Genomic DNA, 24,064 nt, shown 5'->3' with positions numbered 1-24,064 from the left:
TTGAAAAGTAGATGCTCTACTCATTGGCGTCATTACCTCGTTTGGCATACGCCGCTTACCTTATATACATAGTAAGATTTACCCACATATACTGACAAAATAGTCCCAGTTAAAACCAAGAAACATGACTATCGTTATCGATAAAGTATTTCATTAGAAAAATACCATCATGGCAAAAAATTCACAAAAACATCAGAACCGTCTAAAAATAGATTTTTAAATTAAAATAAACGACCATAACATTAAGTTTACCCATGTATACCCTAAATAATTCGAGTTGCAGGACAAAAACGGCGAGGCGTTTTTGAACAGCGCTTGCGCTGACCCCGAAGGGGTGAGGCCATAAGACCGAATAATGCAGCAAGCAGCGGCCCCAACGGGGCGAGGCTCATGAATGAGCCGAGTAATGAACGTAGCCAACGCACATGCGGCTTGAAGCATGACGGTATAAAGCAACAGAGATTAATTCCATTAACTTATAAAAAATAAATTACATTATTGTTTATAGCAAATCATAATTAAGACAAATTAAAATTTAAAATAGCCAGAAAATCAATGTATAAATGCAGCTCACAGCAATCAAGCGACTAAATGCATCACGCAATTAATTGATGAAATACCAATTTCGCCCCCCTTATAATACAAGAGGAAAAAATGGCTAATATCCCAGAAAAAATCAACGACGCTGGTTTTAATCTGATTAAGAGCTTTGAAGGTCTGAGATTAACAAAGTATCTTGATACAGCAGGTAAATGGACCATTGGATATGGTCATTTAATATTACCAAATGAGAATTTTGATAATGGAATTACCTCTCAAGAGGCTGACTTGCTGTTACAGCAGGACTTAAAGACAGCGGAAACAGGTGTTCAGCACTATGTGAACGTTGATCTCAACGAAAATCAATTTGGTGCATTAACATCATTTACTTACAACCTAGGAGTAGGAAATCTGAAGGCATCGACATTACTACGCCTGCTAAACCAAAGAGAGTATGACGCCGCTGCAGCTCAGTTTCTACGCTGGAACAAAGCTGGTGGACAAGTTGTAAAAGGGCTTGTGCGTCGTAGAGAAGCAGAAAAAGCGCTTTTCCTACAGCCCGTCATACCAAACTAATATTTAAACCTAGAAAACATCATGACGATGCCTTCAATTAGTTTAGCCTGGCATATAATGCTTGCTTTGAGATTCTCTCATGGTCAGCGTTAATATTAGTTGTCCCTGTTGTCAGTCTGATCAGGTTTATCACCATGGTCATAACCCTAAAGACCATGACAAGTATAAGCCAATCACGTCCGCAGAGATTCAGGATTGTATAAATCGACGTGGGAAGAGCATAAGGTCAACATTGAAATTAAGTGATCGCACTCCCGCCCCCTGAAAAGGGGCGCTTTGTAGCGTTATTTTCACAGCGCAACGATTTGGAGAAACATATTCACGTCTTAATTATCTGTGAACACACGTCGATAAACGCGCGTAATTTGGGTTGATTCCTCGCGGCTCTGGAGAAATAAAGAAAGAGGCTGTCGTTGCCCGGCGAGAGATCGAGTAACGCCGCTTCCAGCGTGCCATTTGCCAGTTCGCGTGAGGTATGGAAGGTGGATGAGTAAATAAGCCCAACGCCCCTGACCGCGAGGCTACGCATTAGCTCACCATCGTTCACGGTAATTGTGCCGGTCGGCTCAACTCTTACACTTTCTTTATTTTCGACAAACTCCCACCGATAGATATCTCCCTTTTCAGGGCGACGAAAGCGAATACATTCGTGATGCACCAGATCGCGCGTCGCTTTAGGCTTACCGCTCGCTTTGAAATAGTCTGGCGAACCAAATACCGCCCACTTAAATGGCGGTGAGAGCCGTACTGCAATCATATCCTGTTCGATGTATGAACCGATCATAATGCCAGCATCGTAGCCTTCGGAGACGAAATTATCGTGACGATTACTCACCGTGATATCGATATTCAAATTCGGCCACGCCTGACGAAATGCAGGTATGAGGGGTTCGATAACATGAGGCAATGCCAAACGTTCTACGATCAGCTTCAACGTCCCCGAGGGCTTTTTTGCCGATTGAGCCACATCTTCAAAACCCGTTGCGATAACGTGTGCCGCGGGCCCAATTCTCAGCAGCAGGTCTTCTCCTGCTTCCGTCAATGCCATTTTGCGCGTCGTTCGATGGAAAAGTAGCACGCCGAGGCGATGCTCCAGTTTCTGGAGCGACAGACTCACCGAGCCCGGCGTCTTACCCAGATCGAGCGCTGCTTTGCGAATGCTCAATCGTTTCGCTATCGCCAGAAATTCTGCCAGTCCATCAAAGCTATCAGATTGCCCCATCAGGGTTCCTCATCGTCATGCGATACCAGGATCATTAAACACACTTTACGACAGTTTCTCACGCCAATACAAAGTTATTGCATCGATTTATTAAACAATGCATCCCATTATTACCCCCTATTTTCAATCAGTTATCACAGATATAGTCGGCAGACACCACCTGCTGAAAGGAGTTTTTTATGTCAATAATAAAGCGTTGTGCTGGTCTTATCGCCGCCATGGCTGTGTTTGCCGCAGCCTCCCCTGTTTTTGCTCAGGCCAATCTGAAAGAGGAGAAGATACTGATCGTCGTCTCCAGTCTGGATAAAAAGACGCCTGACCTCGTCGGTGGCTTCTGGTTTCCAGAGCTCACTCACCCGGTTGAAGTCTTCGACAAAGCCGGACTGGATTACGACATTGCCAGCCCGAAAGGAGGATTGCCTCCGTTCGACGGGTTCGATCTCAAAGATCGCGCGAGTCTGGATTTTTGGACTAACCCGGAACACCGCAACAAATTGGCCAATTCCATCCCGCTGGCAAACGTTGATCCGGCTAAATACACCGCGATCCTGCTCGTCGGCGGACATGGGCCAATGTGGGATTTCGTCAACAATCCTGAGCTGATTAACATCGTACGTACAATGTATGAGAAAAACGGCATCATCAGTGCCGTTTGCCACGGTCCGGCAGGCTTGCTGAATGTGAAGCTCAGCAATGGCGAACTGTTGATTAAAGGCCGTCGTCTTACCGGATTTACCGCAGAAGAAGAGGCTTCCCGGCAGTACGACAAGATTGTGCCGTTTGAACTTGAAGCCGCCCTGAAAAAGGATGGCGCAATATTCGAAGAAGCCCCAATCTTCGAAAATAAAGTCGTCGTTGACGGACGGTTGATCACCGGCCAGAACCCAGCCTCCGCTCAAGCGCTTGGCGAAGCGGTTGTCAAAGCCCTGCAAACGAAGGCGTAATCACCGCATCATTAGTTGCGTTAGGTGGTCAAACACCTAACGCATCAACCTTAGAAAGGACGTCACGCATCAGGCGATACACCGACACCAGCAAAAATTACTGGCAAACTCAGTACACATCGCGGACATAGCGTTTGTCTTGTGCCATTTTGGCAATATAGGCCGCCGCGTCTTCACGGCTCATGTTCCCGTGAACCTGCGCAACCTGCCGAAGCGCCGAGTCCACATCTTTCGCCATACGACTGGCATCACCACACACGTAAAAATGTGCGCCCTTCTCTAACCAGCGCCATAGCTCGGCCCCCTGCTCACACATGCGGTGCTGAACATAAATTTTCTCACGTTGGTCACGCGAAAAAGCCGTATCAAACCGATGCAGGTAACCCTCGCGTTGCAGTTTCTCCAACTCCTCACGATAGTAAAAATCTGTCGCGGCACGCTGCTCGCCAAAGAACAGCCAATTTTTACCTTGCGCCCCTGTCGCCCGTCGCTCTTGCAGAAAAGCCCGGAAAGAGCGCATCCCCCGCTTCGTAGCTCACATCGCTGCCTGAAATATCAAAGGCGAATTGCCGGGTCTCTTTTTCCGCTCCCGGCGCATTAAGCAACTGATTGATGACAAGGCGTGCGGGCAGAGGCGCATTTCTACTAAAGATAGGCGCCGAAGCCGCAGGTGCTGTCGTGCATGCTTCATTTCCGTCAGCCAGTACCACCGTCGCAGGCGTAGTAACCTTACTTACCATTGACGTATGCATTCCCGCGAGAGCGTTGACCATGCTGTCTAGCCAGGCTTTCGCCGCATCCTGATAGTCAGGCTCACAGTCGATTCGTGCTGACAGACGCTGCGCGCCCAGCGCCTCCAGCCGTGCATCGAGCCGACGGCCAAAACCGCAAAACTGATCGTAGTTTGAATCACCAAATGCCAGCACGGAGAACGACACGTCCGCCAGTCTGGGCGCAGCTTCTGCCTGTAATGCCGTCCAAAAATTGGTGCCATTGTCGGGAGGGTCGCCGTCGCCAAACGTGCTGGCGATGAAGAGCACACGCGGTATCCCAGGCAGATTAGCACTGTTGAAACTGTCCATATCGGACAGGGTAACGGTATGCCCTTCAATCTTCAGACGTTCGGCGCACTGTGCCGCGAAACTTTCCGCATTGCTGGTCGACGACGCCCATAAAATCAAAATAGGGGGTTGTGATGGCACGGTTGCAGCCACCACATTCGGAGAAGAGGCGGGTAGCAACGTTATACCGTCACTGGGTAGCCAGGTGCGGGCAAAAAGCCCCGCCAGCATTCCGTCGAGCATCAGGCGTCTGGAGGGTTCCAGTGGGGCCGTGGCGGGCAGGACAGGCACGCCACCAGCCAGTCTTGATGCATCAGTGCGCAAAGCCGCAATATAACCTTGCAGATAGTGTTGTTCGGGTGCACTGAGTGTCATCGCCGGCGCGGCATCAAGGCCAAGTAGCGTGGCCAGCGCATCAATGTGTTTCATGTCGAGTTCCTTGATGTCGTTGTTCGGCGTACTCGCCTTGGCCTGTTCCGATGCGGGAACAGCCACTGGGTGGCTCTCCCGCTCCGGAGAAATCCGCGCTGAGGGTTCAGCGATCCGCGTCAGCGCCACCGCAGAGATCTTGAATTCAGGCTGCTGGGAAATCGGGTCAATGGCATCGCTGGTGACGGCGTTAATCGCCAGATCGTCACCAAAGACGTCATTCCAGTGAAAGGGAGCAAAGCAGTTACCGGGGCGAACCCGATTGGTCACCACGGCGGGGAGTACCGCACGCCCACGGCGCGACCGGACTTCTACACGATCCTTATCCTGAATACCGAGCGCAATGGCATCTTCGGGATGCACTTCGATAAAAGGCCCTGGATTGAGCTTGTTGAGCGTCGGAATTTTTCCGGTTTTCGTCATCGTGTGCCACTGGTGCTGCAAGCGGCCGGTGTTCAGCACAAACTGAAAGTCATCATCCGGCATTTCGGCGGGCGACATATGCGGTCGAGGGAGGAATATTCCTTTACCGCTTTCAGTCGCAAAAACGAGGCGTGGCTGGGTGCCGTCCGGCAGGTCTTTACGCGTCTGGCTCACGCCGTCATTGAGGTAGCGAATGGGGTGACGATCTTGGTTATCCTCAGGAGGACAGGGCCACTGTAAGGGAGCCTGCCGTAAGCGTTCATAGCTGGCGCCACGAATGTCGTATCCCGTCTTCGGGTTCCAGAACTGTTTGATTTCTTCAAACACCTCGGATGCCGAGCCGTAGCTAAATCCTTGCTCATAGCCCATCTCGCAGGCGACGCTGGCGATGATTTGCCAATCGGCCATCGCCTCACCGGGCGGTTCAACGGCCTTTTGCATCAGCGTCAAATTTCGCTCGGAGTTAATCATCACGCCTTCAGCCTCAGCCCACAGTGCGCCGGGCAGCAGGATATCGGCATAGCGGTTGGTCTCGGTATCGAGAAACGCATCTTGTGTGATAACCAGTTCGGCGGCTTGTAGCCCCGCGATCACATTCTTGCGGTTGGGAACCGTAGCCACCGGATTCGTACAGATGATCCAGCACGCTTTGATCTTGCCCGCCATCATGTCTTCAAACATGGCGACGGTGCCGCCACCGAGATCCATGCGCAGCGTTCCAGCAGGACCCCCCCAGAGCGCCTCAATGGCTGCCCGATCCTTCTCCACCAGCACAGAGCGTTGCCCCGGTAATCCCATCCCCATATAGCCCATTTCACGCCCGCCCATCGCATTGGGCTGCCCCGTCAGGGAAAACGGGCCGCTTCCCGTGCGGCAAATCGCGCCAGTGGCTAAATGCAGATTGCAGATCGCATTGGTATTCCAGGTGCCATGCGTACTCTGGTTAAGCCCCATCGTCCAGCAACTCATCCACTCCGGCGCCGTACCAATCCACTCCGCCGCCTTGCGGATATCCGCCTCTGGCAGCCCGGTGATCTCCGCGACTTTCTCAGGGGGATAGTCTTCAAGGAATTCAGGCATCACCTCCCACCCTTCGGTGAACTCGGCGATAAAAGCAGGATCGGTGTACCTATTCTGGACAAGCAAATACAGCAGGCCGTTGAGCAGAGCCAAATCCGTGCCGGGTTTGATTTGCAGGAACAGGTTCGCTTTGTCCGCCGTAGCATTACGCCGTGGGTCAACCACGATGAGCTTAGCCCCTGCCTTGACGCGGTCCATCATGCGCAGGAAAAGAATGGGATGGCAGTCGGCCATGTTCGCGCCAATGACGAAAAAGACATCAGCGTGGTCAAAGTCTTGATAGGAGCCCGGCGGCCCATCCGATCCCAAAGAGAGCTTGTAGCCGCTACCTGCACTGGCCATACACAGACGGGAGTTTGGCTCTATGTTATTCGTACCGATAAAACCCTTAACGAGTTTATTCGCCAGATATTGAGATTCCAGCGACACCTGCCCGGAGACGTAAAGCGACACCGCATCGGGGCCGTGGGCATCAATAATAGCCCGTAACCGTCGCGCGGTTTCCTTGATGGCTTTCCCCATATCAACCCTGACCGATTCGTGCTGACGATCTGCCCGCAGGTAGGCATTCTCCAGCCGTCCTGACTCAGCAAGAGCCTGATCGCTGGTATTGCCCTTGGTACACAGTCGACCAAAGTTAGTGGGATGCGTCTTGTCACCTGATACCTTGATCACACGATTATCTTTTACTTCCATCACCACACCGCAACCGACCCCACAGTAAGGGCAAACACTCTTTACACACGCTGAGGATTTGGCATCCATGACTGACTCCCGTAAGGACTGAGTTGCAACAGCCGCGCAAAACAAGGGCTGCACCGAGCGAATTCAGGCATAAAAAATTTCCGGGAGAAATTTTTAACGTTGCGTTAGCAACGGCCCATAAGGGTGGCGGCCAAGGATGGCTCGCCATAAAAAAACGTCCACAGAACCCTGCTCTCGCCTTGATGCGAAAAGCATGATTGTGTGGACGCCATTGTCCTGACCGAGGCTTTGCTCACCGTTGAGGCAAAGCGACGGAATCGCTATAAGGTTGAGAAGCAAGTTGCGTGCCACCGTTATGCACAGCCAGATATAACGTGGGAGAGGGGAAGCTATGACATTTTTTGCCGCGTAGCTGCATCACGGTGGTGCAGAATCGGAGGGCAGCCGTTCACTTCTAGTTCATCTGCTACTTCATGTTATTTATTGTGGCCGGTAGATCATTACTGAGCGTTCTACCGGCTTAATAGAGATGTCGTGACCGAAGTCACATAACCAAACGGGGGCATTGCCGCAGAGATTCAGGATTGTATAGTGTACTAACAAGACGTTACCGCCAATGGCGGGCGAGACTTGGGCAGAGGTGAGTAACACTACTCTCTTCTGCCCAAGTTTTTTTTTGCCTGTCATCCGGTAGTTCCCTGAGCGGAACCAGCGTCCGGCGCAGCGTAATGATGTAGAAAACGATAAGGAGAAATACCATGAAAGCATTCCCCGACGGATTTTTATGGGGCGGTTCAGTCGCAGCAAACCAGGTCGAAGGCGCATGGAATGAAGACGGTAAAGGTGTATCCACCTCCGATCTTCAGCTAAAGGGCGTGCACGGTCCGGTGACAGAGCGCGATGAGCACATTAGCTGCATCAAAGATCGGGCCATCGATTTTTATCATCAATACCCGCAGGATATTCAGCTGTTCGCCGAAATGGGGTTCAAGGTGTTGCGCACCTCCATCGCCTGGACGCGCATTTATCCCGAGGGCGACGAAGCAGAGCCTTGCGAAGCCGGTTTGGCCTTCTACGATCGCCTGTTCGATGAAATGGCAAAGCATCAGATTCAGCCACTGATTACGCTGTCGCACTATGAAATGCCGTACGGCCTGGTGAAAAAGCTGGGAGGCTGGGGCAACCGTGCCGTCATCGACCATTTTGAGAAGTATGCGCGTACTGTTTTCAGCCGCTACAAAAACAAAGTGAAGCACTGGCTGACCTTCAATGAAATCAACATGGCGCTGCACTCACCCTTTACGGGCATCGGGCTGAGCGGCGAACCTACGAAGCAAGAAATTTATCAGGCTATCCACCACCAGTTGGTTGCCAGCGCACGCGCGGTAAAAGCCTGCCACGACATCATCCCCGATGCCAAAATTGGCAACATGCTGCTGGGCGCGGTGCGCTATCCCATGACCTGCCACCCGAAAGATGTGCTGGAAGCGCAGAGCAAGAACCGTGAATGGCTGTTCTTCGGTGATGTTCAGGTACGCGGCACCTATCCGGCTTGGATTCAGCGCTATTTCCGCGAAAATGGCGTCGAGCTCACCATTACCGCACAGGACAAAGACGATCTGAGCCACACCGTGGACTTTGTCTCCTTCAGCTATTACATGAGCGGCTGTGCGACCTTCGAGCCGGAAAAATATCAATCTTCACGCGGTAATATCATCCGCCTGATTCCTAACCCGCACCTTGAAGCGTCCGAATGGGGCTGGCAGATCGACCCCGAAGGCCTGCGCTTCCTGCTGAATGAGCTGTATGACCGCTATCAGAAGCCGCTGTTCATCGTGGAAAACGGACTGGGCGCACGCGATGTGGTGGAAGACGATGGCAGCATTCACGACAGCTACCGTATTGATTACCTGCGTCGCCATCTGATTCAGGTGCGTGAAGCCATTGACGATGGCGTTGAGCTGCTGGGCTACACCAGTTGGGGGCCAATCGATCTGGTCAGTGCGGGTACGGCACAGATGTCAAAACGCTACGGCTTTATTCATGTCGATCGCGATGATGACGGCAAAGGCACGCTGGAACGTCGGCGCAAAGACAGCTTCTACTGGTATCAGGATGTAATTAACAGCAACGGGAAATCGTTGTAATCAGGTAGAAAATCAGACGGCGTGCTCATACATCGCCGTCTGATTTATTGCATTACGCCAGCGCGATCACCGTCTCTCCCACCACCAACTGACGAGCGGATCCTGGGCTGAATAGGTGGTACTCATCCGCATTCGTCACCACCATTGGCGTCACGGTATCGTAGCCCGCCTTCTGGATCGCTTCCAAATCAAACTCCAGCAGCAGTTGGCCTTTTTGCACCTTGTCGCCTTCTGCAACGTGCATCTGATAATGCTGACCTTCCAGCTGTACCGTGTTGATGCCGACATGGATCAGAATCTCCGCACCGCCCTGCGAAAGAATACCGACGGCATGGCCACTGGCGAACGTGCTGGCAATCACGCCGTCCACCGGCGAATAGATGCGCCCTTCCTGCGGCAGAATGGCGACACCCTGCCCGACGACGCCGGAAGAGAACACCTTGTCATTTACCTCTTCCAGCGAAATCAGTTCACCTTTTGCTGGCGACCCCAGTTGTTCAGCCGTTTCAGGTGCGTCTTTCAGCGGTAGGGGCACAGCATTGGCGTGCTGACGTGATGCAGGCGCAGCAGGTGTCGCTGCTGGAGAGTGCGTTGGCACTGGCGCTTTTTCCGCAGGCGGTACGGGCTCGTCAAACCCAACAATGATGGTCAGTACAAAACTCACCGCGAAGGCGATAGCGCAACCAATAAGGAACCCAACAAAACCTTCGCCGTAGAAAATCGGCAGCGTCAGCAAGCCGGGCATCCCCATAGAGACCGCAGAGCTTTTCGCATAGCCGACGATAGCGCCCCCGACTGCAGCGGCGATCACCGCGCAGATAAACGGTTTTTTCAGCTTCAGCGTCACGCCGTAAACTCCGGGCTCCGTGATGCCAAACAGCGACGCGATAAACGTACTACCCGCCAGCGCTTTGAGCTTTTTATCTTTGGTACGCACCATGACGCCCAGCAGTGCGCCAGACTGGGCAAAGACCGACGGGCTGGAGGCAGCTTTAAGGTAGCTGTGCCCCATGACGGAGAGATCGTTGATGAACACGGTCACAAATCCCCAGTGAACGCCAAAGATCACCAAGATCTGCCATGACGCCGCCATCAACGCCCCGGCAAGAATAGGATTGAACTCATAAATACTGACGAACACCGACGCAATGAGCTTACTGGCTGAAATGCCAATCGGCCCGATGGTCATCAGCGTGAGTGGCACCATCAGCACCAGCAGGAAGAACGGCGTCAGGATATTGCGCACGCTTTCGTGAATATGGCGATTCAGGAAACGCTCGATATATGACATCAGCCACACGCTGAAGATAATCGGGATCACCGAGGAGGTGTACTTCATCATCACAACGGGCAGACCGAAAAACGTCACGGGCTGACCGGCGTCGAACAACCCCTGAATCGTGGGGTAAACCAGTGCGCCAGCAACCGACACGGCCACAAAAATGTTGGTTTCGAATTTACGCGCGGCGGTAATCGCCAACAACATCGGCAGGAAATAAAACAGGCTGTCAGACGCCGCGTGCAGGATGACATAGGTACTTTCTTTGGTATTCAGCCACCCAAGCGCAATCACAATAGACAACGCGCCTTTCAGCACCCCCGCTGCCGCCATCGCCCCCAGCAATGGAGTAAAGATCCCAGCAACCAGATCAATCAGCCGTCCCATCGCAGACGTTGATGCCTCACTTTCCGCCGTCTGGCGTTTCCCGTCGCCGTCCTCCAGCAGCCTGGAGATCGAACCAAAAGCGCGGTACACCTCCGGCACCCGGTTCCCGATCACCACCTGCAATTGCCCTGAAGCATTGATGACCGTAATGACGCCATCCAGCGCCTCAAGCGCAGCCACATCCACTTTACCGTGATCCACAATCTTAAAGCGCAAGCGTGTTGCACAATGCACCAGAGTTGAAACGTTGGTTTCCCCTCCGACTAACTCCAGAATATTTTCAGCGAGCACTTTGCTATTCATAATGACTTCCCGTTTCGTCAATGGCTGCAACTGCCTGATACACGTCATCCCGCTTGTTGTCCGCTGGCCAGCTGGAAAATAAGCAAAAAAAAACCTGGATAAAGCAGCGTGCTATACGCTGCTTTATCCAGGTCTCGCCCAGAAGATTCTGGTGACGTCCTTTCCTGTTTTCTAACAAGTTAACGCGGAGAAAGCTATCTCCACGTTTTATTCTGTGAAAACAGTCACTAAATTTTTACCAATCAGGCAAAGCCGCCCAATTCACGGCGTGATAAAAGCAAAATGGCGCCTCTCAGAAGAAGCGCCATCGGAAAATTGACTATTTGCCCTGCTTCTTCAGCCAGGCTTCCATTTGGTCGATCTCTGGCTGTTGCGCTTTAATAATCTCTTCCGCCAGCTTGCGCAATTCAGGATCTTTGCCGTATTGCAGTTCCGTCTTCGCCATATCAATCGCGCCACGGTGGTGGGCAATCATCCCTTTGGCGAAAGCAATATCAGGGTCGCTGGACTGCATCCCTTCCATCATCTCGCTATGCATCGCATCCATCCCTTTCTTATACGCCTGCTGGGAGGACGATGCGTCGTTTGCAGAACCATGGCCGCTATGCGCGCTGTCGGCCGCAAACGAGAGAAACGGAACCAGCAACGCTGCCGTTAATAACAAATGGACTTTCTTCATCACAACCCCTCAATCAGTCACAGTACGTTTTGAGGGTAGACGTTCCAGTAAGGGGAAGGTCAAGGGAAGATTCAAGCCTCCTCGACCAGACGCATACAGACACGATTACGCCCCTGCGCCTTCGCTTTATACAGTTGCTCGTCCGCCAGCCCGATCAGATCGTAAATATTACCGCCCTCATACTGGGCAAACACGGCAACACCAATACTGGTCGTAAAATGGATTTCCCGCCCATCGGACAGCGTAAGCGCCGTGGATTCCGTAAGATGCCGCAGCGCTTCGGCCATCGCCTCAGATTGCTCAGCCGTCAGGTCATAAGCCGCAATGACAAACTCTTCACCCCCCCAGCGGCAAAGAATGTCGCTCGGCCGAATAGCGGTGCTCAGCATACGGGCAAAGCTGGCGATCAGTTCATCACCGCAGGCATGGCCGTAGGTATCGTTGACCTGCTTAAAATAATCGATATCCAGAAAGAGCAGCGTTAATTGGCGCTTTTTCTTATACCCCGGCGCACTCTGCTTCCCATTCAACATGCTGAGAAACGCCCGACGATTGAAAGTATTGGTGAGCGCATCCTTCCGGCTGCCGCTTTCAATGATTTTAATCAGTCGCCGGTTCATCGAGACAAAATGAGAGACGCTTAACATCGCCATAATTAGCATCGCGATATTCAGCCGCGCCGTGGTCAGAAACGAATTAATGTACGCTTCGGAGTTCGAATCGATGAGTATACCGACCTGATTAATATAGAGATAATTCAGTATTACGCCGGTAATCGCACAGAGCAACGACATGATCGGGAAAGAATAATTGAACGCACACAGCGTAAGCGGAATAACGGACAGCGTAATCAGGCTGGCATCCAGAAAAAGCAGGCTCACTAATAAGAAAATGATGAAGACCAGAAAGGGAAAGATATTTTCTCTGATATTCTTAGGGCACAGCGGAATATTCCGTAACGCCCGCAGGATGTCTTTACCGCGCAGGAAAAAGAACGCGAGGATAATACCGGTTCCCAATTGCTCGCTGAACCAGTCCATAAACTCGGCATAGCGGTTCCCCGTATCATAGACATACGCATAGAACCCATACGCCACGCCGGATAAGAACGCGCCGACAAACGTCGAAGCGAAAATAATATAGACGTAATATTTGCTGAATTTCTCAAAGGTCGACCACTTTCCGGTAAACCGACACAGCAGGCAAAAAGCGCACCAGGCCGTCACCACAAAGACTATATTGCACAAACATAACAGCACTTTGGTTTTTAACGGTGAGTTATTGTTCATCAGTAACGCAGCCGACAGCATCGCGGCATAACCCACCAAAAAACCGATACAGATAGAGAGCGTTTTACCTTTTATCGTCCCTTTTCTGGCTCTGAAACTAATCATGAGGCAAAAAACCAGAATGTTGGCGGGCCAAAACAGCGATAGCTCATCTAACACCCGAAACCGAAATCCCAGACAACTCACTATCAGGGTGGTCAGAAACAGAAACGGCATGAATTTTATAGTTTTCAACGTCAAATCGTGATTCATCTGTCCTTTACCGCCCACTGTCCGATCATTTCATCTGCTCTCTCCGCGTGAGAATAGCATTAATCATTTCCCTACTCACAGTGTGATGGGAGAGGGAAAATAAATAAAAAAACCACCGGACCGAAGCATTACCCGTGAGGTAATACGTCAATCCGGTGGTCTACTGACTTGGGTATTTTAGCTATCGCGCCGATTCATGAAATAACGTGTTATTCCGCAGGAACGGGCTTGCCGTCAGGTTTTTGCGGTTGAGTCAGTCGCTTTTCAAAGTTGTCGTTGTACTGCTTCTTCTGTTCTGGCGTCAGAACGTTGTAAATTTTGTTTTTGGTTTCCAGTCCGTTAAGCATTCTGGCCTTGTGCGCGGCGTCGGCTTTATCCAACTGTGCCTGGGCTTTTGCGGCATCAAACGACTCGGAGGCGACCAGGCTATGCATATCGCGGCGGTCATCCTGCATCGCTTTGTGCATTTTCTCGCGGGAATCTTTCATGATGTCTTTAATTTGCTGCTTCTGCGCTTCCGTCAAATTCAGCTCCTTAAACATCGCATCCGGCCCCATCATGCCACGATGCTCCCGACCCTCTTTCATCATCATCTTGTGTTCCGGGCCAGGACCTTTCGGGGCATCATTAGCATGCGCGATACCTGCCGCGCCCAATGCTAAAGAAGAAGCAACCAGCATTGCAGTAAGTTTACGCATATTCTATTCCTCTCTCTGAATTGACTTGTCGACGGCGAGTGCCGTGCTACGAGAGAAAGTATAGGCCCGACACCTTCAGTTAATTAGAGCAAGGGTAAATCTCTGCAAGTGTCGGCTCCACATTTGCGGCAATTATGGAGAATGAGGAGGAATTGTGTAAGGAAGTGGAAGCATTACGTTAACGAAATAGGGCGTTAACGACGCATCGTATTAATACTGCGGCGCGATTACCGCAGTGAACGTCTAAAGGCGCTAGCGTCTTGTGCCAACCCATCAAGATGGGCATGAATGATCTTCATTTTCTGAATCAGCGGATTGCGCTCCGGCGAACTATCCATCGCGCTCAACTGTGCAGAGAGCCGTTCAATCTGCGCACAAAGGTAAGCATCACGCTCTTTCACCTGAAGTAACTGCTGCTGGAGGGACTGATGTTCCTGCCGCCACATCTGCTGCTGACGCTGAACGCTTTGCTCTAACGCCTGAAGCGCGCTATCCAGCCGATATTCCAACTCTTCCACCCGCATAACGATACCTTTGCCTAATAAACTCGCGGATTATAATGTCACACGCCCCCGACAACAAACACTCCAGCGCACGATCCCTTGTCTGCACACGCTTCTCCCTATGGTTAGCAATGACGTCAATCACAATAAATAAACATAAATTTCACAACTCCCTCAATTACCGCTAAATTGAACATCATGACTCATCAGACCAGTTAACCTCACCGGAGAGTGCAATGACTGTCTACCCCACGCTGCTTTCCCCACTCGATCTTGGCTTCACGACGTTAAAGAACCGCGTGGTGATGGGATCCATGCACACCGGTCTGGAGGAACACCCGGACGGCACCGAAAGGCTGGCGGCATTTTACCGCGAACGGGCGCAGGGCGGCGTTGGCCTGATTGTTACTGGCGGCATTGCGCCAAACGCCAAAGGGGCTGTCGCAAAAGGCGGTGCAACCCTGCATGACGAGGCGCAGCTGGCACATCATCAGGTACTGACGCAGGCGGTACACGACGCAGGCGGGAAAATCGCGCTGCAAATTCTCCACGCCGGACGCTACAGCTATCAGCCCGATCCGGTTGCGCCATCGGCTATTCAGGCACCGATTAACCGCTTTGCGCCACGAGAAATGAGTACGCAGGATATTGTGCAAACCATCAACGACTTTGCCCGTTGTGCCGCGTTGGCGCAGCAGGCCGGTTACGATGGCGTGGAAATCATGGGATCGGAAGGCTACCTGATTAATCAGTTTCTGGTAACGCACACCAACCATCGCGATGATGAATGGGGCGGCGATTTTCAGCGCCGTAGCCGCTTCGCACTTGAGATCGTTCGCGCCGTGCGGGAGCGAACAGGGCCGAACTTCATTCTGATTTATCGTTTATCCATGCTCGACCTGATAGAAGAAGGCTCAAGTTGGCAAGAAATTGTGCAACTGGCGCAGGCGATTGAACAGGCAGGTGCGACGCTCATCAATACGGGTATCGGCTGGCATGAAGCGCGAATTCCGACTATCGCCACGCTGGTGCCGCGCGGTGCCTTCGGCTGGGTGACGAAGAAGCTGATGGGGAAAGTCCGCATCCCGCTGATTACCACCAACCGCATCAACGATCCTGGCGTGGCCGAGCAACTGCTGGCTGAAGGCTGTGCTGACATGGTGTCGATGGCTCGCCCTTTTCTCGCCGATGCGGAACTGGTAGCAAAAGCGCAATCGGGGCGTGCCGATGAAATCAATACCTGCATCGGCTGCAATCAGGCCTGCCTCGATCAGATTTTCGCTGGCAAGATCACGTCCTGTCTGGTCAACCCGCGCGCCTGCCACGAAACCGAACTGCCTATCCAACCCGCCAGAGTCGGTAAACGCTTTGCGGTGGTCGGCGCGGGGCCTGCCGGCATGGCTTTTGCCGTCAACGCCGCTGCACGCGGCCATCAGGTCACGCTGTTTGAATCGTCTTCCTATATCGGCGGACAGTTCAATATTGCCAAACAGATACCCGGCAAAGTGGAATTTTATGAAACGCTGCGCTACTACCGTCGGCAGCTAGAATTGCTCGGCGTCACGCTTCGCCTGAGCACGCAGGCAACCGCCGCCGATTTACTCGGTTTTGATGACGTGATTCTGGCCTGTGGCATCGTGCCACGTATCCCCGCGATTACAGGCATCGATCACCCTAGCGTGCTGAGCTATCTGGACGTGCTGCGTGACAAAAAGCCTGTCGGCAAGCGGGTAGCCATTATCGGCGCAGGCGGCATCGGTTTTGATACCGCGCACTATCTTTTGAGCAAGAATGATCTTTTGAACAAGAATAATCACCTTAATCCCCAGTCTTCTCAGGCTGGGCATGGCGATTTTTATACGGAATGGGGAATCGATAAACAACTACAGCATCGGGGTGGCCTGCTGCCTCATCAACCTAACGAGCTTCCCCATCAGCGAGACATTACGTTATTACAGCGAAAATCCGGCAAGCCCGGTGACAATCTGGGGAAAACGACAGGTTGGATACACCGCACCACGCTGCTGCGCCACGGCGTCACGCTGCTGGGCGGCGTGGAATATCACCATATTGATGATGAGGGACTGCACATTATCCACGACCAGCAACGACGCTGTCTGCCAGTGGATAACATCATTATCTGTGCCGGTCAGGAACCCAACCGTAAGCTGTATGACCCTTTACTGGCTGCTGGATGTCACGTTCATCTGATTGGCGGTGCCGATGTGGCGCAGGAGTTGGACGCTCGCCGGGCGATCGATCAGGCCACCCGGCTGGCGTTAACGCTGTAGTTTAGGCAAGTTTAACGGGACGACCCCGTTTTAACCGCACGCAGTACAGCGAACTTCGTGTTGCTGGCGAGGGTTTCACAGTTACCGAATAGACGCTTCAACTTGTGGAAATAATCCAGATGACGATTCCCCACGATGCGCAGTTCTCCGCCAACCTGAAGGCAGCGGCGGGCATCCATAAACATCTGCCAGGCAATTTCATCGGTCACTGCCTGCTGTTGATGGAAGGGCGGATTACACAGCACCGCCTGCAACGTATCGCGCCTAACGCGAGCTAATCCGTGGTTCACTACAAAGCTACAGCGCTCGATATCCTGCGGGCGGTTGACTTCAACGTTGATCTGGCTCGATGCCACCGCCATGTAGGATTCATCAAAGAAGCCGACGGTGGCCTCTGGGTTGGCTTCCAGCGCCGCCAGTCCAATAACGCCGTTACCACAGCCGAGATCGATGATCTTACCGTCTATCTGTTCCGGCAAATGCTGCATAAAGAAACGGGCGCCGATATCCAACCCATTACGCGAATACACGTTAGCATGGTTTTGAATGCGATAGCCGTAACCATCCAGCTCCCACTCAGTAGTAAGTGACTGCTCACTGACTTTGAGTTCCGCCCACTCACAGTGAACCAGACGCGCTTTTTTCCAGGCCAGCGAGGTTTTCGTCGGCCCCATCACGCGTTCAAACAGTTGCAGCGTAGAAGTATGAATATCCCGTGCTTTCGCCCCGGCGATGATGCACGTTTGCGGCGTAACGACCTTGCGCAACATTCTCAACTGGTGTTCCAGTAGCGCGATCGTTTTGGGGATTTTTATCACCACCAGCGCGGGCGCAGCGGGTAGTTCCGCCATGCTATCCAACAGGGTTACCGCATCGACAGCATAACCATTCAGTTCCAGATTATGTCGCGTCGCCAGTTGGCTGAGATAAGAGTCACTGATGCTGACGGGCGATTGCGCCTGTAAACCGCAGGCCAGCGCACCAAACGTATCATTGAAAATCAGGCGCGGCCCCGGCGCGATTTCCATGCTAGCCAGTTCACGCAGCAGATATTCATCTGCGGCATCCCACGCCTGTAGCGCCGAGTTTTCAGCGACCTGAGGGTAACGCACCAACGTCAGGTTGCACGTTTCCAATTCGAGTTGGCTCATTAGCCTCTCCTGCATCATAAAATTTGCGCTGTTTATCCCTTAAATTAGCCCATCAGTAAATGCTTTTCTCTGCCAGAACGGGAAATGATTGACGTTGCCTTGTCATTTCACCGTGATAATCTGCATAGTCATCACCCATGCCTCCAGGATACCAAACGCTTATGATTCGCTTCGCCATTGTAGGAACTAGTTGGATCACCCGTCAGTTTGTTGATGCCGCCCATGAAACCGGCAAACTGAAGCTCACCGCCATCTATTCACGAACGGCAGAAAAAGCGCAGCCGTTTCAAGCGGATTACATGGTGGATACGCTGTTTGATTCACTGGAAACCATGGCGAAATCCGATCTTATCGACGCGGTGTATCTGGCCAGCCCGAATTCCCTGCATTGCGAACAGGCGCTGCTTTTCCTGAGCCACGGCAAGCACGTCATCTGTGAAAAACCGCTGGCTTCCAACCGCTATGAAGTCGAACAAATGATAGCCTGCGCCAGAGAAAATCAGGTCGTACTCTTTGAAGCGTTCAAAACCGCCAGCCTGCCCAACTTTAGCGTGGTACAGCAGGCACTGCCGAAAGTCGGCAGGTTGCGTAAAGTGGTGCTGAGCTACTGCCAGTATTCCTCACGCTACCCGCGCTATCTGGCAGGTGAAAACCCCAACACGTTCAATCCGGCGTTCTCCAACGGTTCCATCATGGATATCGGCTACTACTGTCTGGCCTTCGCCGTAGCGCTATGGGGCGAACCGTGCACCACGCAGGCCAGCGCGACACTGCTGGAAAGCGGCGTAGACGCACATGGCAGCATCATCCTGAATTACGGCGATTTCGACGTGACCATCGTCCACTCCAAAGTCAGCCACTCCGCTATTCCCAGCGAAATTCAAGGGGAAGACGGTTCGCTGGTGATTGAAAAAGTGTCCGAATGCCATAACGTGAAATTCATCCCGCGTGAAGGCAAGCAGGTGGATCTCACCCAACCGCAGCATATCAACAGCATGCTGTACGAAGCTGACGTCTTTGCCACGCTGGTGAATGATAGCGACATTAACCATGCAGAACTGGCACGCTCGCGTACCGTCGCGGGGCTGCTGACGGAAATTCGCCGCCAAACCGGGGTCGTGTTTCCTGCCGATGCCGCAACGCTGGGAAATACGGAGTAAGACAGCGATAATTATTTGACCAGGATCATCTTTTCACCTATCTTTTGTCAGGCAAAGGGGAGTAACTTTTCCGCCGGTCAATCGTCATTACGATGCTTTACGCATCCGGTTACCGGGCAACCTTGATGAGACAGCTTCATTAACGTTGTAAGTGAGACCTTGCCGGAAGGCGAGGTGCATCTGCAGCTTTAATAACAAGCGGCCAGCGTCCTTCCGATGTTGGCCGTTTTTGTTTCTATTTAAGGATCTTGCTATGCACACCATCGGCACGCCATGGTTATGGGGCAGCTTCGCTGCCATTGTTATAGTGATGCTGGCCATCGACCTGCTCTATCAAGGGCGCAAAGGGTCGACGGTAATGACGTTCAAACAGGCTGCCGTCTGGTCTATCATCTGGGTCACGCTCTCTCTACTGTTCAACGCTGGTTTCTGGTGGTATCTGGATGGCACGATGGGTCGCGAGGTTGCCAACGCCCAGTCGCTGGCCTTCCTGACCGGCTATTTGATCGAGAAAGCGCTTGCCGTCGATAACGTCTTCGTCTGGCTGATGCTATTCGGCTACTTCGCCGTTCCCCCGCAATACCAACGTCGCGTGCTGATTTACGGCGTGTTGGGTGCCATCGTTCTCAGAACGCTGATGGTGTTTGGCGGCAGTTGGCTCGTCACGCAGTTCCAGTGGCTACTCTACGTGTTCGGCGCGTTCCTGCTGTTCACTGGCCTCAAAATGGCGCTGGCGAAAGAAGATGGCGGCGCGATAGGCGACAAGCCGCTGGTGCGCTGGCTGCGTAGCCGTCTGCGCATGACGGATAGCATCGAGAATGAAAAATTCTTCGTCCGTCGTAACGGTATCCTGTATGCCACGCCGCTGTTTTTGGTGCTGATTATGGTTGAAATCAGCGACGTAATTTTCGCCGTAGACAGTATCCCGGCTATTTTCGCCGTCACGACCGATCCCTTTATCGTACTGACGTCAAACCTGTTCGCTATTCTGGGCCTGCGTGCGATGTACTTCCTGCTGGCTGGCGTGGCTGAACGCTTCTCGCTGTTGAAATATGGCCTGGCCGTCATCCTGATCTTCATTGGTACCAAGATGATGCTTATCGATATTTTCCATATTCCGGTGGCGATTTCTCTGGGCGTCGTTGCCAGCATTCTGGTCATCACCATGCTGATCAACGTCTGGGTGAACAAACGCGCTGAGCGTTAACGCTTCCCCTTCTCGCCGCACGGTTTTTTCCGTGCGGCGTTCGCTTTCCTCATTCCATCGTTTCCGTTCCTACACATGCGCGACGCAACGGCCCGCAGGGTGACGGACAAGGATGTCCGTCATAAAAAACCACATCATCGCTTTTCTCAAAAACAAATTTTCATATACTGATACATGCAAACACACTTCGTTACGGAAAAACAAAATCACCCGGCGCAGGCCAGAGGTGTCAGCTCCGTACAGACAACCACTTAGCGGAACGGTTACGCCATCAAAATTATGGAAACTCAACACTCTCGTTTTTTGCAGTACATTGCCCACGGCAGCCTGGTTAAACAGATTCTTCTGGGGCTTGCGGCTGGTATTATTCTGGCTTCTCTGTCCACGCAGGCAGCACTGGCGGCTGGCTTATTGGGAACGCTGTTCGTCGGCGCATTGAAAGCCGTTGCCCCCATTCTGGTCTTGGTGCTGGTCATGGCATCTATCGCCAACCACCAGCAAGGGCAGAAAACCAATATCCGCCCTGTCCTGTTTCTCTACCTCATCGGCACCTTCTCAGCAGCGCTGATTGCCGTCGTGCTAAGCGTCCTCTTCCCTTCCACGCTGGCGCTCAACGCGCAGGCCGCCGACATCACGCCACCATCAGGTATTGTCGAAGTGCTGGAAGGGCTGTTGATGAGCGTCATCGCCAACCCGATTCACGCGCTGCTGAATGCGAATTACATCGGTATTCTGGTCTGGGCCGTGGGGCTGGGCATTGGATTCCGTCACGGTTCGGACAGCACAAAGAGCATGATTAACGATGCCTCCAACGCGGTCACCATGATTGTGCGCGTCGTGATTCGTTTCGCACCGCTGGGGATTTTCGGTCTGGTCGCCTCAACGCTGGCGGAAACGGGCTTCGGCGCACTGTGGGGCTATGCCCATCTGCTGATGGTGCTCATCGGCGGCATGCTGCTGGTCGCGCTGGTGGTCAACCCGCTGATCGTCTATTGGAAGATTCGCAGCAACCCTTATCCACTGGTGCTGCGCTGCCTGCGTGAGAGCGGTGTGACAGCCTTCTTTACCCGCAGCTCTGCCGCCAACATTCCGGTGAATATGGAGCTGTGCCGCAAGCTGAATCTGGATGAAGACACCTACTCTGTTGCCATACCGCTAGGTGCAACCATCAATATGGCGGGCGCGGCGATTACCATCACGGTGCTGACGCTGGCCGCCGCGCATACGCTGGGTATTCAGATCGACGTGCCGACTGCGCTGCTGCTCAGCGTCGTCGCTTCGCTGTGTGCCTGTGGCGCATCGGGCGTGGCGGGTGGTTCACTGCTGTTGATTCCATTGGCATGCAGCATGTTCGGTATCTCTAACGATATCGCTATGCAGGTGGTCGCGGTTGGCTTCATCATCGGCGTCTTACAGGACTCCGCAGAAACCGCGGTGAACTCCTCGACGGACGTGATGTTCATTGCCGCCGTGTGTCACGCGGAAGACGCCAAGCTGGCGGAAAAAGAGCGTTTGAATCTGCTGTAACTGATTAGGGATTAATTATCCCCCTTTCCTCTAACGCCGTTCGCTTCAAAACGAGCGGCGTTAAAGTGACGAGAAACACCTGAAATTACGCGTTGTTCTCTACGCTAAAAGGATCGATGCCGCGCTGCTGCATGCGCCAGAAGCGGATGATGTTAAAGCCGTTCATCAGCAGGAAACTGCCTTCGATCAGCGATCCGCCAATCGATCCCAACCAGATATTATGCGCAACCCAGCAAGCGGTTGAGCACCACATCACACAGCGCGTCGTCAGCCCAGACGTACGGAACAGCGCCCAGGTACTGGCGACGGTACCCGCGATCGGCAGCAGTTCCATCGCATGGTTCATGCCCGACAAACCAAAGAGCAGCGTCAGTGAGATAAAGACAAACATCACAAGGATGTTGTGTGTTTTCAGTGAAATAAGCGTACGTGCCGAGTTCAACAATGCGCTGGCACCTGCCGCATTTGCCCCCATCAGGAAGAAATGCAGGCCAATGACGGCGCTGTATGCCGAGAGCTGTATTTTGAATTTTTTATCGTTACGGTTGAAAAACATGGTGATACCGACCAGAAATGCCAGTACACCAACAGACTGGGCAATCCAATAATGTGTCATGATCCCTGCCTCTAAAAAGTTGTGGCGAAAAAAAACGGCGCCATTATAAAAATGAAACGCCGTTTTATTTTAATTGGAATGAATGTGATTTACAACGTCACGCCGCTCTTAAATATCGCTAATTCGCGGAAGTCGTTCACCTCATTCTTCGTACGCTTGCCGTCAGCAATCTCAACAATCAGCTCCACGAACTGGCTCAACAGTTCATCCATCGGCATGTCGTGGATCAGACGTCCCGCATCGAAATCAATCCAATGTGGTTTCTTCTTCGCCAGTTCGCTGTTGGTCGCCAGTTTTACGGTAGGCACGAATCCACCGTAAGGCGTACCGCGCCCGGTACTGAACAGCACCATATGGCAACCGGCCCCCGCCAGCGCGCTGGTTGCGACGGCATCATTCCCTGGTGCGCTGAGTAGGTTGAGCCCTGGGGTATGTAAGCGCTCACCATATTTCAGTACGTCCACCACCTTGCTCTGTCCGGCTTTTTGCGTACAGCCCAGTGATTTCTCTTCCAGCGTGGTAATCCCGCCCGCTTTGTTACCCGGCGATGGGTTCTCGTAAATCGGCTGGTTGTGCGCGATGAAGTACTGTTTGAAGTCATTGACCATGTGCACGGTTTTCTCAAACGTGGCTTCATCACGGCAGCGGCTCATCAGAATACGTTCCGCACCGAACATTTCCGGCACTTCGGTCAGTACGGTGGTGCCGCCGTTGGCGATCAGATAGTCAGAGAAGCGGCCTAACAGCGGGTTGGCCGTAATACCAGACAGCCCATCGGAGCCACCGCATTCCAGACCAAACTTCAGCTCGCTCAGCTTACCCGGCTCGCGTTTGTCATGGCGCATCGCCTCATACAGCGTATGCAGCCGCTCCAGACCGGCTTCGACTTCATCGTCCTGCTGCTGACACACCATGAACGTCACGCGATCGGAATCAAAATCGCCCAGCGTCGTGCGGAATGCGTCAACCTGATTGTTCTCACAGCCCAGACCGATCACCAGTACGGCACCCGCATTCGGGTGACGCACCATGTTTTGCAGCATCGTACGGGTGTTTTCGTGATCCTGACCAAGCTGTGAGCAGCCGAAGGTATGGCTGAACAGGTAAACGCCGTCGATCCCTTCCGCATCGTTGGTTTCTTTCAGGAAACGCTGCTGAATCTGGCGGGCAATCCCGTTCACGCAGCCGACGGTAGGCAGGATCCACAGCTCATTACGGATACCGACATCGCCATTTTGGCGGCGATAGAGCTGTACATCCCGATCGCCCATCTGCGGCGGCAATTCGAGGAACTCAGGCTGGTACTGATATTCATCCAAATCGCTCAGATTGGTTTTCGCATTCTGGGAGTGGATGTGTTCTCCAGGAGCAATAGACACCAACGCATGGCCGATCGGCAGGCCATACTTGGTAATCATTTCTCCCGGTGCGATGGTTTCCAGCGCGAACTTATGTCCGCGCACGACAGGTTGCTGAAGTGTCACCGTATGGCTATCCACCGACACCGTTTCGCCTTGCTCGACATCACGCAGGGCGACAGCCACATTGTCCAGAGAATGAATTTTTATAATACTTTGCATGGATAACCCTTCTTA

Annotated in this window: 17 protein-coding genes and 1 pseudogene; 8 read left to right on the top strand and 10 right to left on the bottom strand. The window is 52.7% G+C overall.

The window, feature by feature from the left end; all coding sequences use genetic code 11:
* Window positions 1–654: 654 nt before the first annotated feature.
* Together JFY74_02520 and JFY74_02515 are read left to right on the top strand one after the other, a co-directional pair.
* Entirely contained in the window at window positions 655–1,116 is a 462-nt protein-coding gene (locus tag JFY74_02520; GenBank protein ID QQG28964.1) for a lysozyme, read from the top strand.
* A gap of 79 nt (window positions 1,117–1,195) precedes the next feature.
* Window positions 1,196–1,381, top strand: a complete 186-nt coding sequence (locus tag JFY74_02515; protein QQG28963.1) for a hypothetical protein — start codon at window positions 1,196–1,198, stop codon at window positions 1,379–1,381.
* A gap of 54 nt (window positions 1,382–1,435) precedes the next feature.
* Here JFY74_02515 and JFY74_02510 read toward each other — a convergent pair whose 3' ends face one another.
* Window positions 1,436–2,338 carry a LysR family transcriptional regulator gene (locus tag JFY74_02510; GenBank protein ID QQG28962.1) on the bottom strand — a complete coding sequence of 301 codons (903 nt, stop codon included), beginning with the start codon at window positions 2,336–2,338 and terminating at the stop codon, window positions 1,436–1,438.
* A 179-nt stretch (window positions 2,339–2,517) separates the two neighbouring features.
* On the opposite strand from JFY74_02510, the gene JFY74_02505 reads away from it, so the two are divergent.
* Window positions 2,518–3,282 (top strand): type 1 glutamine amidotransferase domain-containing protein, encoded by a 765-nt coding sequence (locus JFY74_02505; protein ID QQG28961.1) that lies wholly within the window; start codon window positions 2,518–2,520, stop codon window positions 3,280–3,282.
* Window positions 3,283–3,391: 109 nt separating this feature from the next.
* On the opposite strand, the pseudogene JFY74_02500 reads toward JFY74_02505, so the two are convergent.
* Window positions 3,392–7,040: pseudogene (locus tag JFY74_02500) on the bottom strand (molybdopterin-dependent oxidoreductase).
* A 698-nt stretch (window positions 7,041–7,738) separates the two neighbouring features.
* Between JFY74_02500 and ascB the strand changes: the two are divergent.
* Entirely contained in the window at window positions 7,739–9,127 is a 1,389-nt protein-coding gene (ascB, locus tag JFY74_02495; GenBank protein QQG28960.1) for a 6-phospho-beta-glucosidase, read from the top strand.
* A 52-nt stretch (window positions 9,128–9,179) separates the two neighbouring features.
* Here the strand turns inward: ascB and JFY74_02490 are convergent, their stop codons facing one another.
* The 5 genes from JFY74_02490 to JFY74_02470 all read right to left on the bottom strand — a co-directional run bounded on the left by JFY74_02490 (window position 9,180) and on the right by JFY74_02470 (window position 14,538).
* Window positions 9,180–11,096 (bottom strand): PTS glucose transporter subunit IIA, encoded by a 1,917-nt coding sequence (locus tag JFY74_02490; GenBank protein ID QQG28959.1) that lies wholly within the window; start codon window positions 11,094–11,096, stop codon window positions 9,180–9,182.
* A 319-nt stretch (window positions 11,097–11,415) separates the two neighbouring features.
* Window positions 11,416–11,775: a DUF305 domain-containing protein gene (locus JFY74_02485; GenBank protein ID QQG28958.1), complete on the bottom strand. Its 360-nt coding sequence runs from the start codon at window positions 11,773–11,775 to the stop codon at window positions 11,416–11,418.
* A gap of 71 nt (window positions 11,776–11,846) precedes the next feature.
* Window positions 11,847–13,316, bottom strand: a complete 1,470-nt coding sequence (locus tag JFY74_02480) for a GGDEF domain-containing protein (GenBank protein QQG28957.1) — start codon at window positions 13,314–13,316, stop codon at window positions 11,847–11,849.
* Window positions 13,317–13,525: 209 nt separating this feature from the next.
* Window positions 13,526–14,014 carry an ATP-independent periplasmic protein-refolding chaperone gene (gene spy / locus JFY74_02475; GenBank protein ID QQG28956.1) on the bottom strand — a complete coding sequence of 163 codons (489 nt, stop codon included), beginning with the start codon at window positions 14,012–14,014 and terminating at the stop codon, window positions 13,526–13,528.
* A 227-nt stretch (window positions 14,015–14,241) separates the two neighbouring features.
* Window positions 14,242–14,538: a hypothetical protein gene (locus JFY74_02470; protein ID QQG28955.1), complete on the bottom strand. Its 297-nt coding sequence runs from the start codon at window positions 14,536–14,538 to the stop codon at window positions 14,242–14,244.
* 215 nt (window positions 14,539–14,753) lie between these two features.
* Between JFY74_02470 and JFY74_02465 the strand changes: the two genes are divergently transcribed.
* A complete protein-coding gene (locus tag JFY74_02465; protein QQG28954.1) occupies window positions 14,754–16,808 on the top strand; it encodes an NADPH-dependent 2,4-dienoyl-CoA reductase in 2,055 nt (684 codons plus the stop codon).
* 11 nt (window positions 16,809–16,819) lie between these two features.
* Here the strand turns inward: JFY74_02465 and rlmG are convergent, their stop codons facing one another.
* The gene (gene rlmG / locus JFY74_02460; protein QQG28953.1) at window positions 16,820–17,959 is read right to left on the bottom strand and encodes a 23S rRNA (guanine(1835)-N(2))-methyltransferase RlmG; all 1,140 of its coding nucleotides are present in this window, start codon (window positions 17,957–17,959) and stop codon (window positions 16,820–16,822) included.
* Between the two features lie 161 nt (window positions 17,960–18,120).
* On the opposite strand from rlmG, the gene JFY74_02455 reads away from it, so the two are divergent.
* The 3 genes from JFY74_02455 to sstT all read left to right on the top strand — a co-directional run bounded on the left by JFY74_02455 (window position 18,121) and on the right by sstT (window position 21,853).
* Window positions 18,121–19,119, top strand: a complete 999-nt coding sequence (locus tag JFY74_02455; protein ID QQG28952.1) for a Gfo/Idh/MocA family oxidoreductase — start codon at window positions 18,121–18,123, stop codon at window positions 19,117–19,119.
* Between the two features lie 253 nt (window positions 19,120–19,372).
* Window positions 19,373–20,326, top strand: a complete 954-nt coding sequence (locus JFY74_02450; GenBank protein QQG28951.1) for a TerC family protein — start codon at window positions 19,373–19,375, stop codon at window positions 20,324–20,326.
* A gap of 279 nt (window positions 20,327–20,605) precedes the next feature.
* A complete protein-coding gene (gene sstT / locus JFY74_02445; GenBank protein ID QQG28950.1) occupies window positions 20,606–21,853 on the top strand; it encodes a serine/threonine transporter SstT in 1,248 nt (415 codons plus the stop codon).
* An 85-nt stretch (window positions 21,854–21,938) separates the two neighbouring features.
* Here the strand turns inward: sstT and JFY74_02440 are convergent, their stop codons facing one another.
* Together JFY74_02440 and JFY74_02435 are read right to left on the bottom strand one after the other, a co-directional pair.
* Window positions 21,939–22,469 carry a YgjV family protein gene (locus JFY74_02440; GenBank protein ID QQG28949.1) on the bottom strand — a complete coding sequence of 177 codons (531 nt, stop codon included), beginning with the start codon at window positions 22,467–22,469 and terminating at the stop codon, window positions 21,939–21,941.
* An 89-nt stretch (window positions 22,470–22,558) separates the two neighbouring features.
* Window positions 22,559–24,049, bottom strand: a complete 1,491-nt coding sequence (locus JFY74_02435; protein ID QQG28948.1) for an altronate dehydratase — start codon at window positions 24,047–24,049, stop codon at window positions 22,559–22,561.
* Window positions 24,050–24,064: the final 15 nt, after the last annotated feature.

It is taken from the genome of Pectobacterium carotovorum (assembly GCA_016415585.1).
Lineage (GTDB): Bacteria > Pseudomonadota > Gammaproteobacteria > Enterobacterales > Enterobacteriaceae > Pectobacterium > Pectobacterium carotovorum_K.
The sequence above is the reverse complement of the archived record's forward strand: the minus strand, read 5'-3'. Positions and strand labels throughout refer to the sequence as shown.

What these genes read in the sequence shown, in the direction of transcription:
- JFY74_02455 (QQG28952.1), top strand. Translation starts at nt 18,121, where the DNA reads ATGATTCGCTTCGCCATTGTAGGAACTAGTTGGATCACCCGTCAGTTT.
- JFY74_02520 (QQG28964.1), top strand. Translation starts at nt 655, where the DNA reads ATGGCTAATATCCCAGAAAAAATCAACGACGCTGGTTTTAATCTGATT.
- JFY74_02515 (QQG28963.1), top strand. Translation starts at nt 1,196, where the DNA reads ATGGTCAGCGTTAATATTAGTTGTCCCTGTTGTCAGTCTGATCAGGTT.
- JFY74_02510 (QQG28962.1), bottom strand. Translation starts at nt 2,338, where the DNA reads ATGGGGCAATCTGATAGCTTTGATGGACTGGCAGAATTTCTGGCGATA.
- JFY74_02480 (QQG28957.1), bottom strand. Translation starts at nt 13,316, where the DNA reads ATGAATCACGATTTGACGTTGAAAACTATAAAATTCATGCCGTTTCTG.
- JFY74_02505 (QQG28961.1), top strand. Translation starts at nt 2,518, where the DNA reads ATGTCAATAATAAAGCGTTGTGCTGGTCTTATCGCCGCCATGGCTGTG.
- JFY74_02485 (QQG28958.1), bottom strand. Translation starts at nt 11,775, where the DNA reads ATGAAGAAAGTCCATTTGTTATTAACGGCAGCGTTGCTGGTTCCGTTT.
- JFY74_02465 (QQG28954.1), top strand. Translation starts at nt 14,754, where the DNA reads ATGACTGTCTACCCCACGCTGCTTTCCCCACTCGATCTTGGCTTCACG.
- JFY74_02440 (QQG28949.1), bottom strand. Translation starts at nt 22,469, where the DNA reads ATGACACATTATTGGATTGCCCAGTCTGTTGGTGTACTGGCATTTCTG.
- rlmG (QQG28953.1), bottom strand. Translation starts at nt 17,959, where the DNA reads ATGAGCCAACTCGAATTGGAAACGTGCAACCTGACGTTGGTGCGTTAC.
- spy (QQG28956.1), bottom strand. Translation starts at nt 14,014, where the DNA reads ATGCGTAAACTTACTGCAATGCTGGTTGCTTCTTCTTTAGCATTGGGC.
- ascB (QQG28960.1), top strand. Translation starts at nt 7,739, where the DNA reads ATGAAAGCATTCCCCGACGGATTTTTATGGGGCGGTTCAGTCGCAGCA.
- JFY74_02435 (QQG28948.1), bottom strand. Translation starts at nt 24,049, where the DNA reads ATGCAAAGTATTATAAAAATTCATTCTCTGGACAATGTGGCTGTCGCC.
- JFY74_02450 (QQG28951.1), top strand. Translation starts at nt 19,373, where the DNA reads ATGCACACCATCGGCACGCCATGGTTATGGGGCAGCTTCGCTGCCATT.
- JFY74_02490 (QQG28959.1), bottom strand. Translation starts at nt 11,096, where the DNA reads ATGAATAGCAAAGTGCTCGCTGAAAATATTCTGGAGTTAGTCGGAGGG.
- JFY74_02470 (QQG28955.1), bottom strand. Translation starts at nt 14,538, where the DNA reads ATGCGGGTGGAAGAGTTGGAATATCGGCTGGATAGCGCGCTTCAGGCG.
- sstT (QQG28950.1), top strand. Translation starts at nt 20,606, where the DNA reads ATGGAAACTCAACACTCTCGTTTTTTGCAGTACATTGCCCACGGCAGC.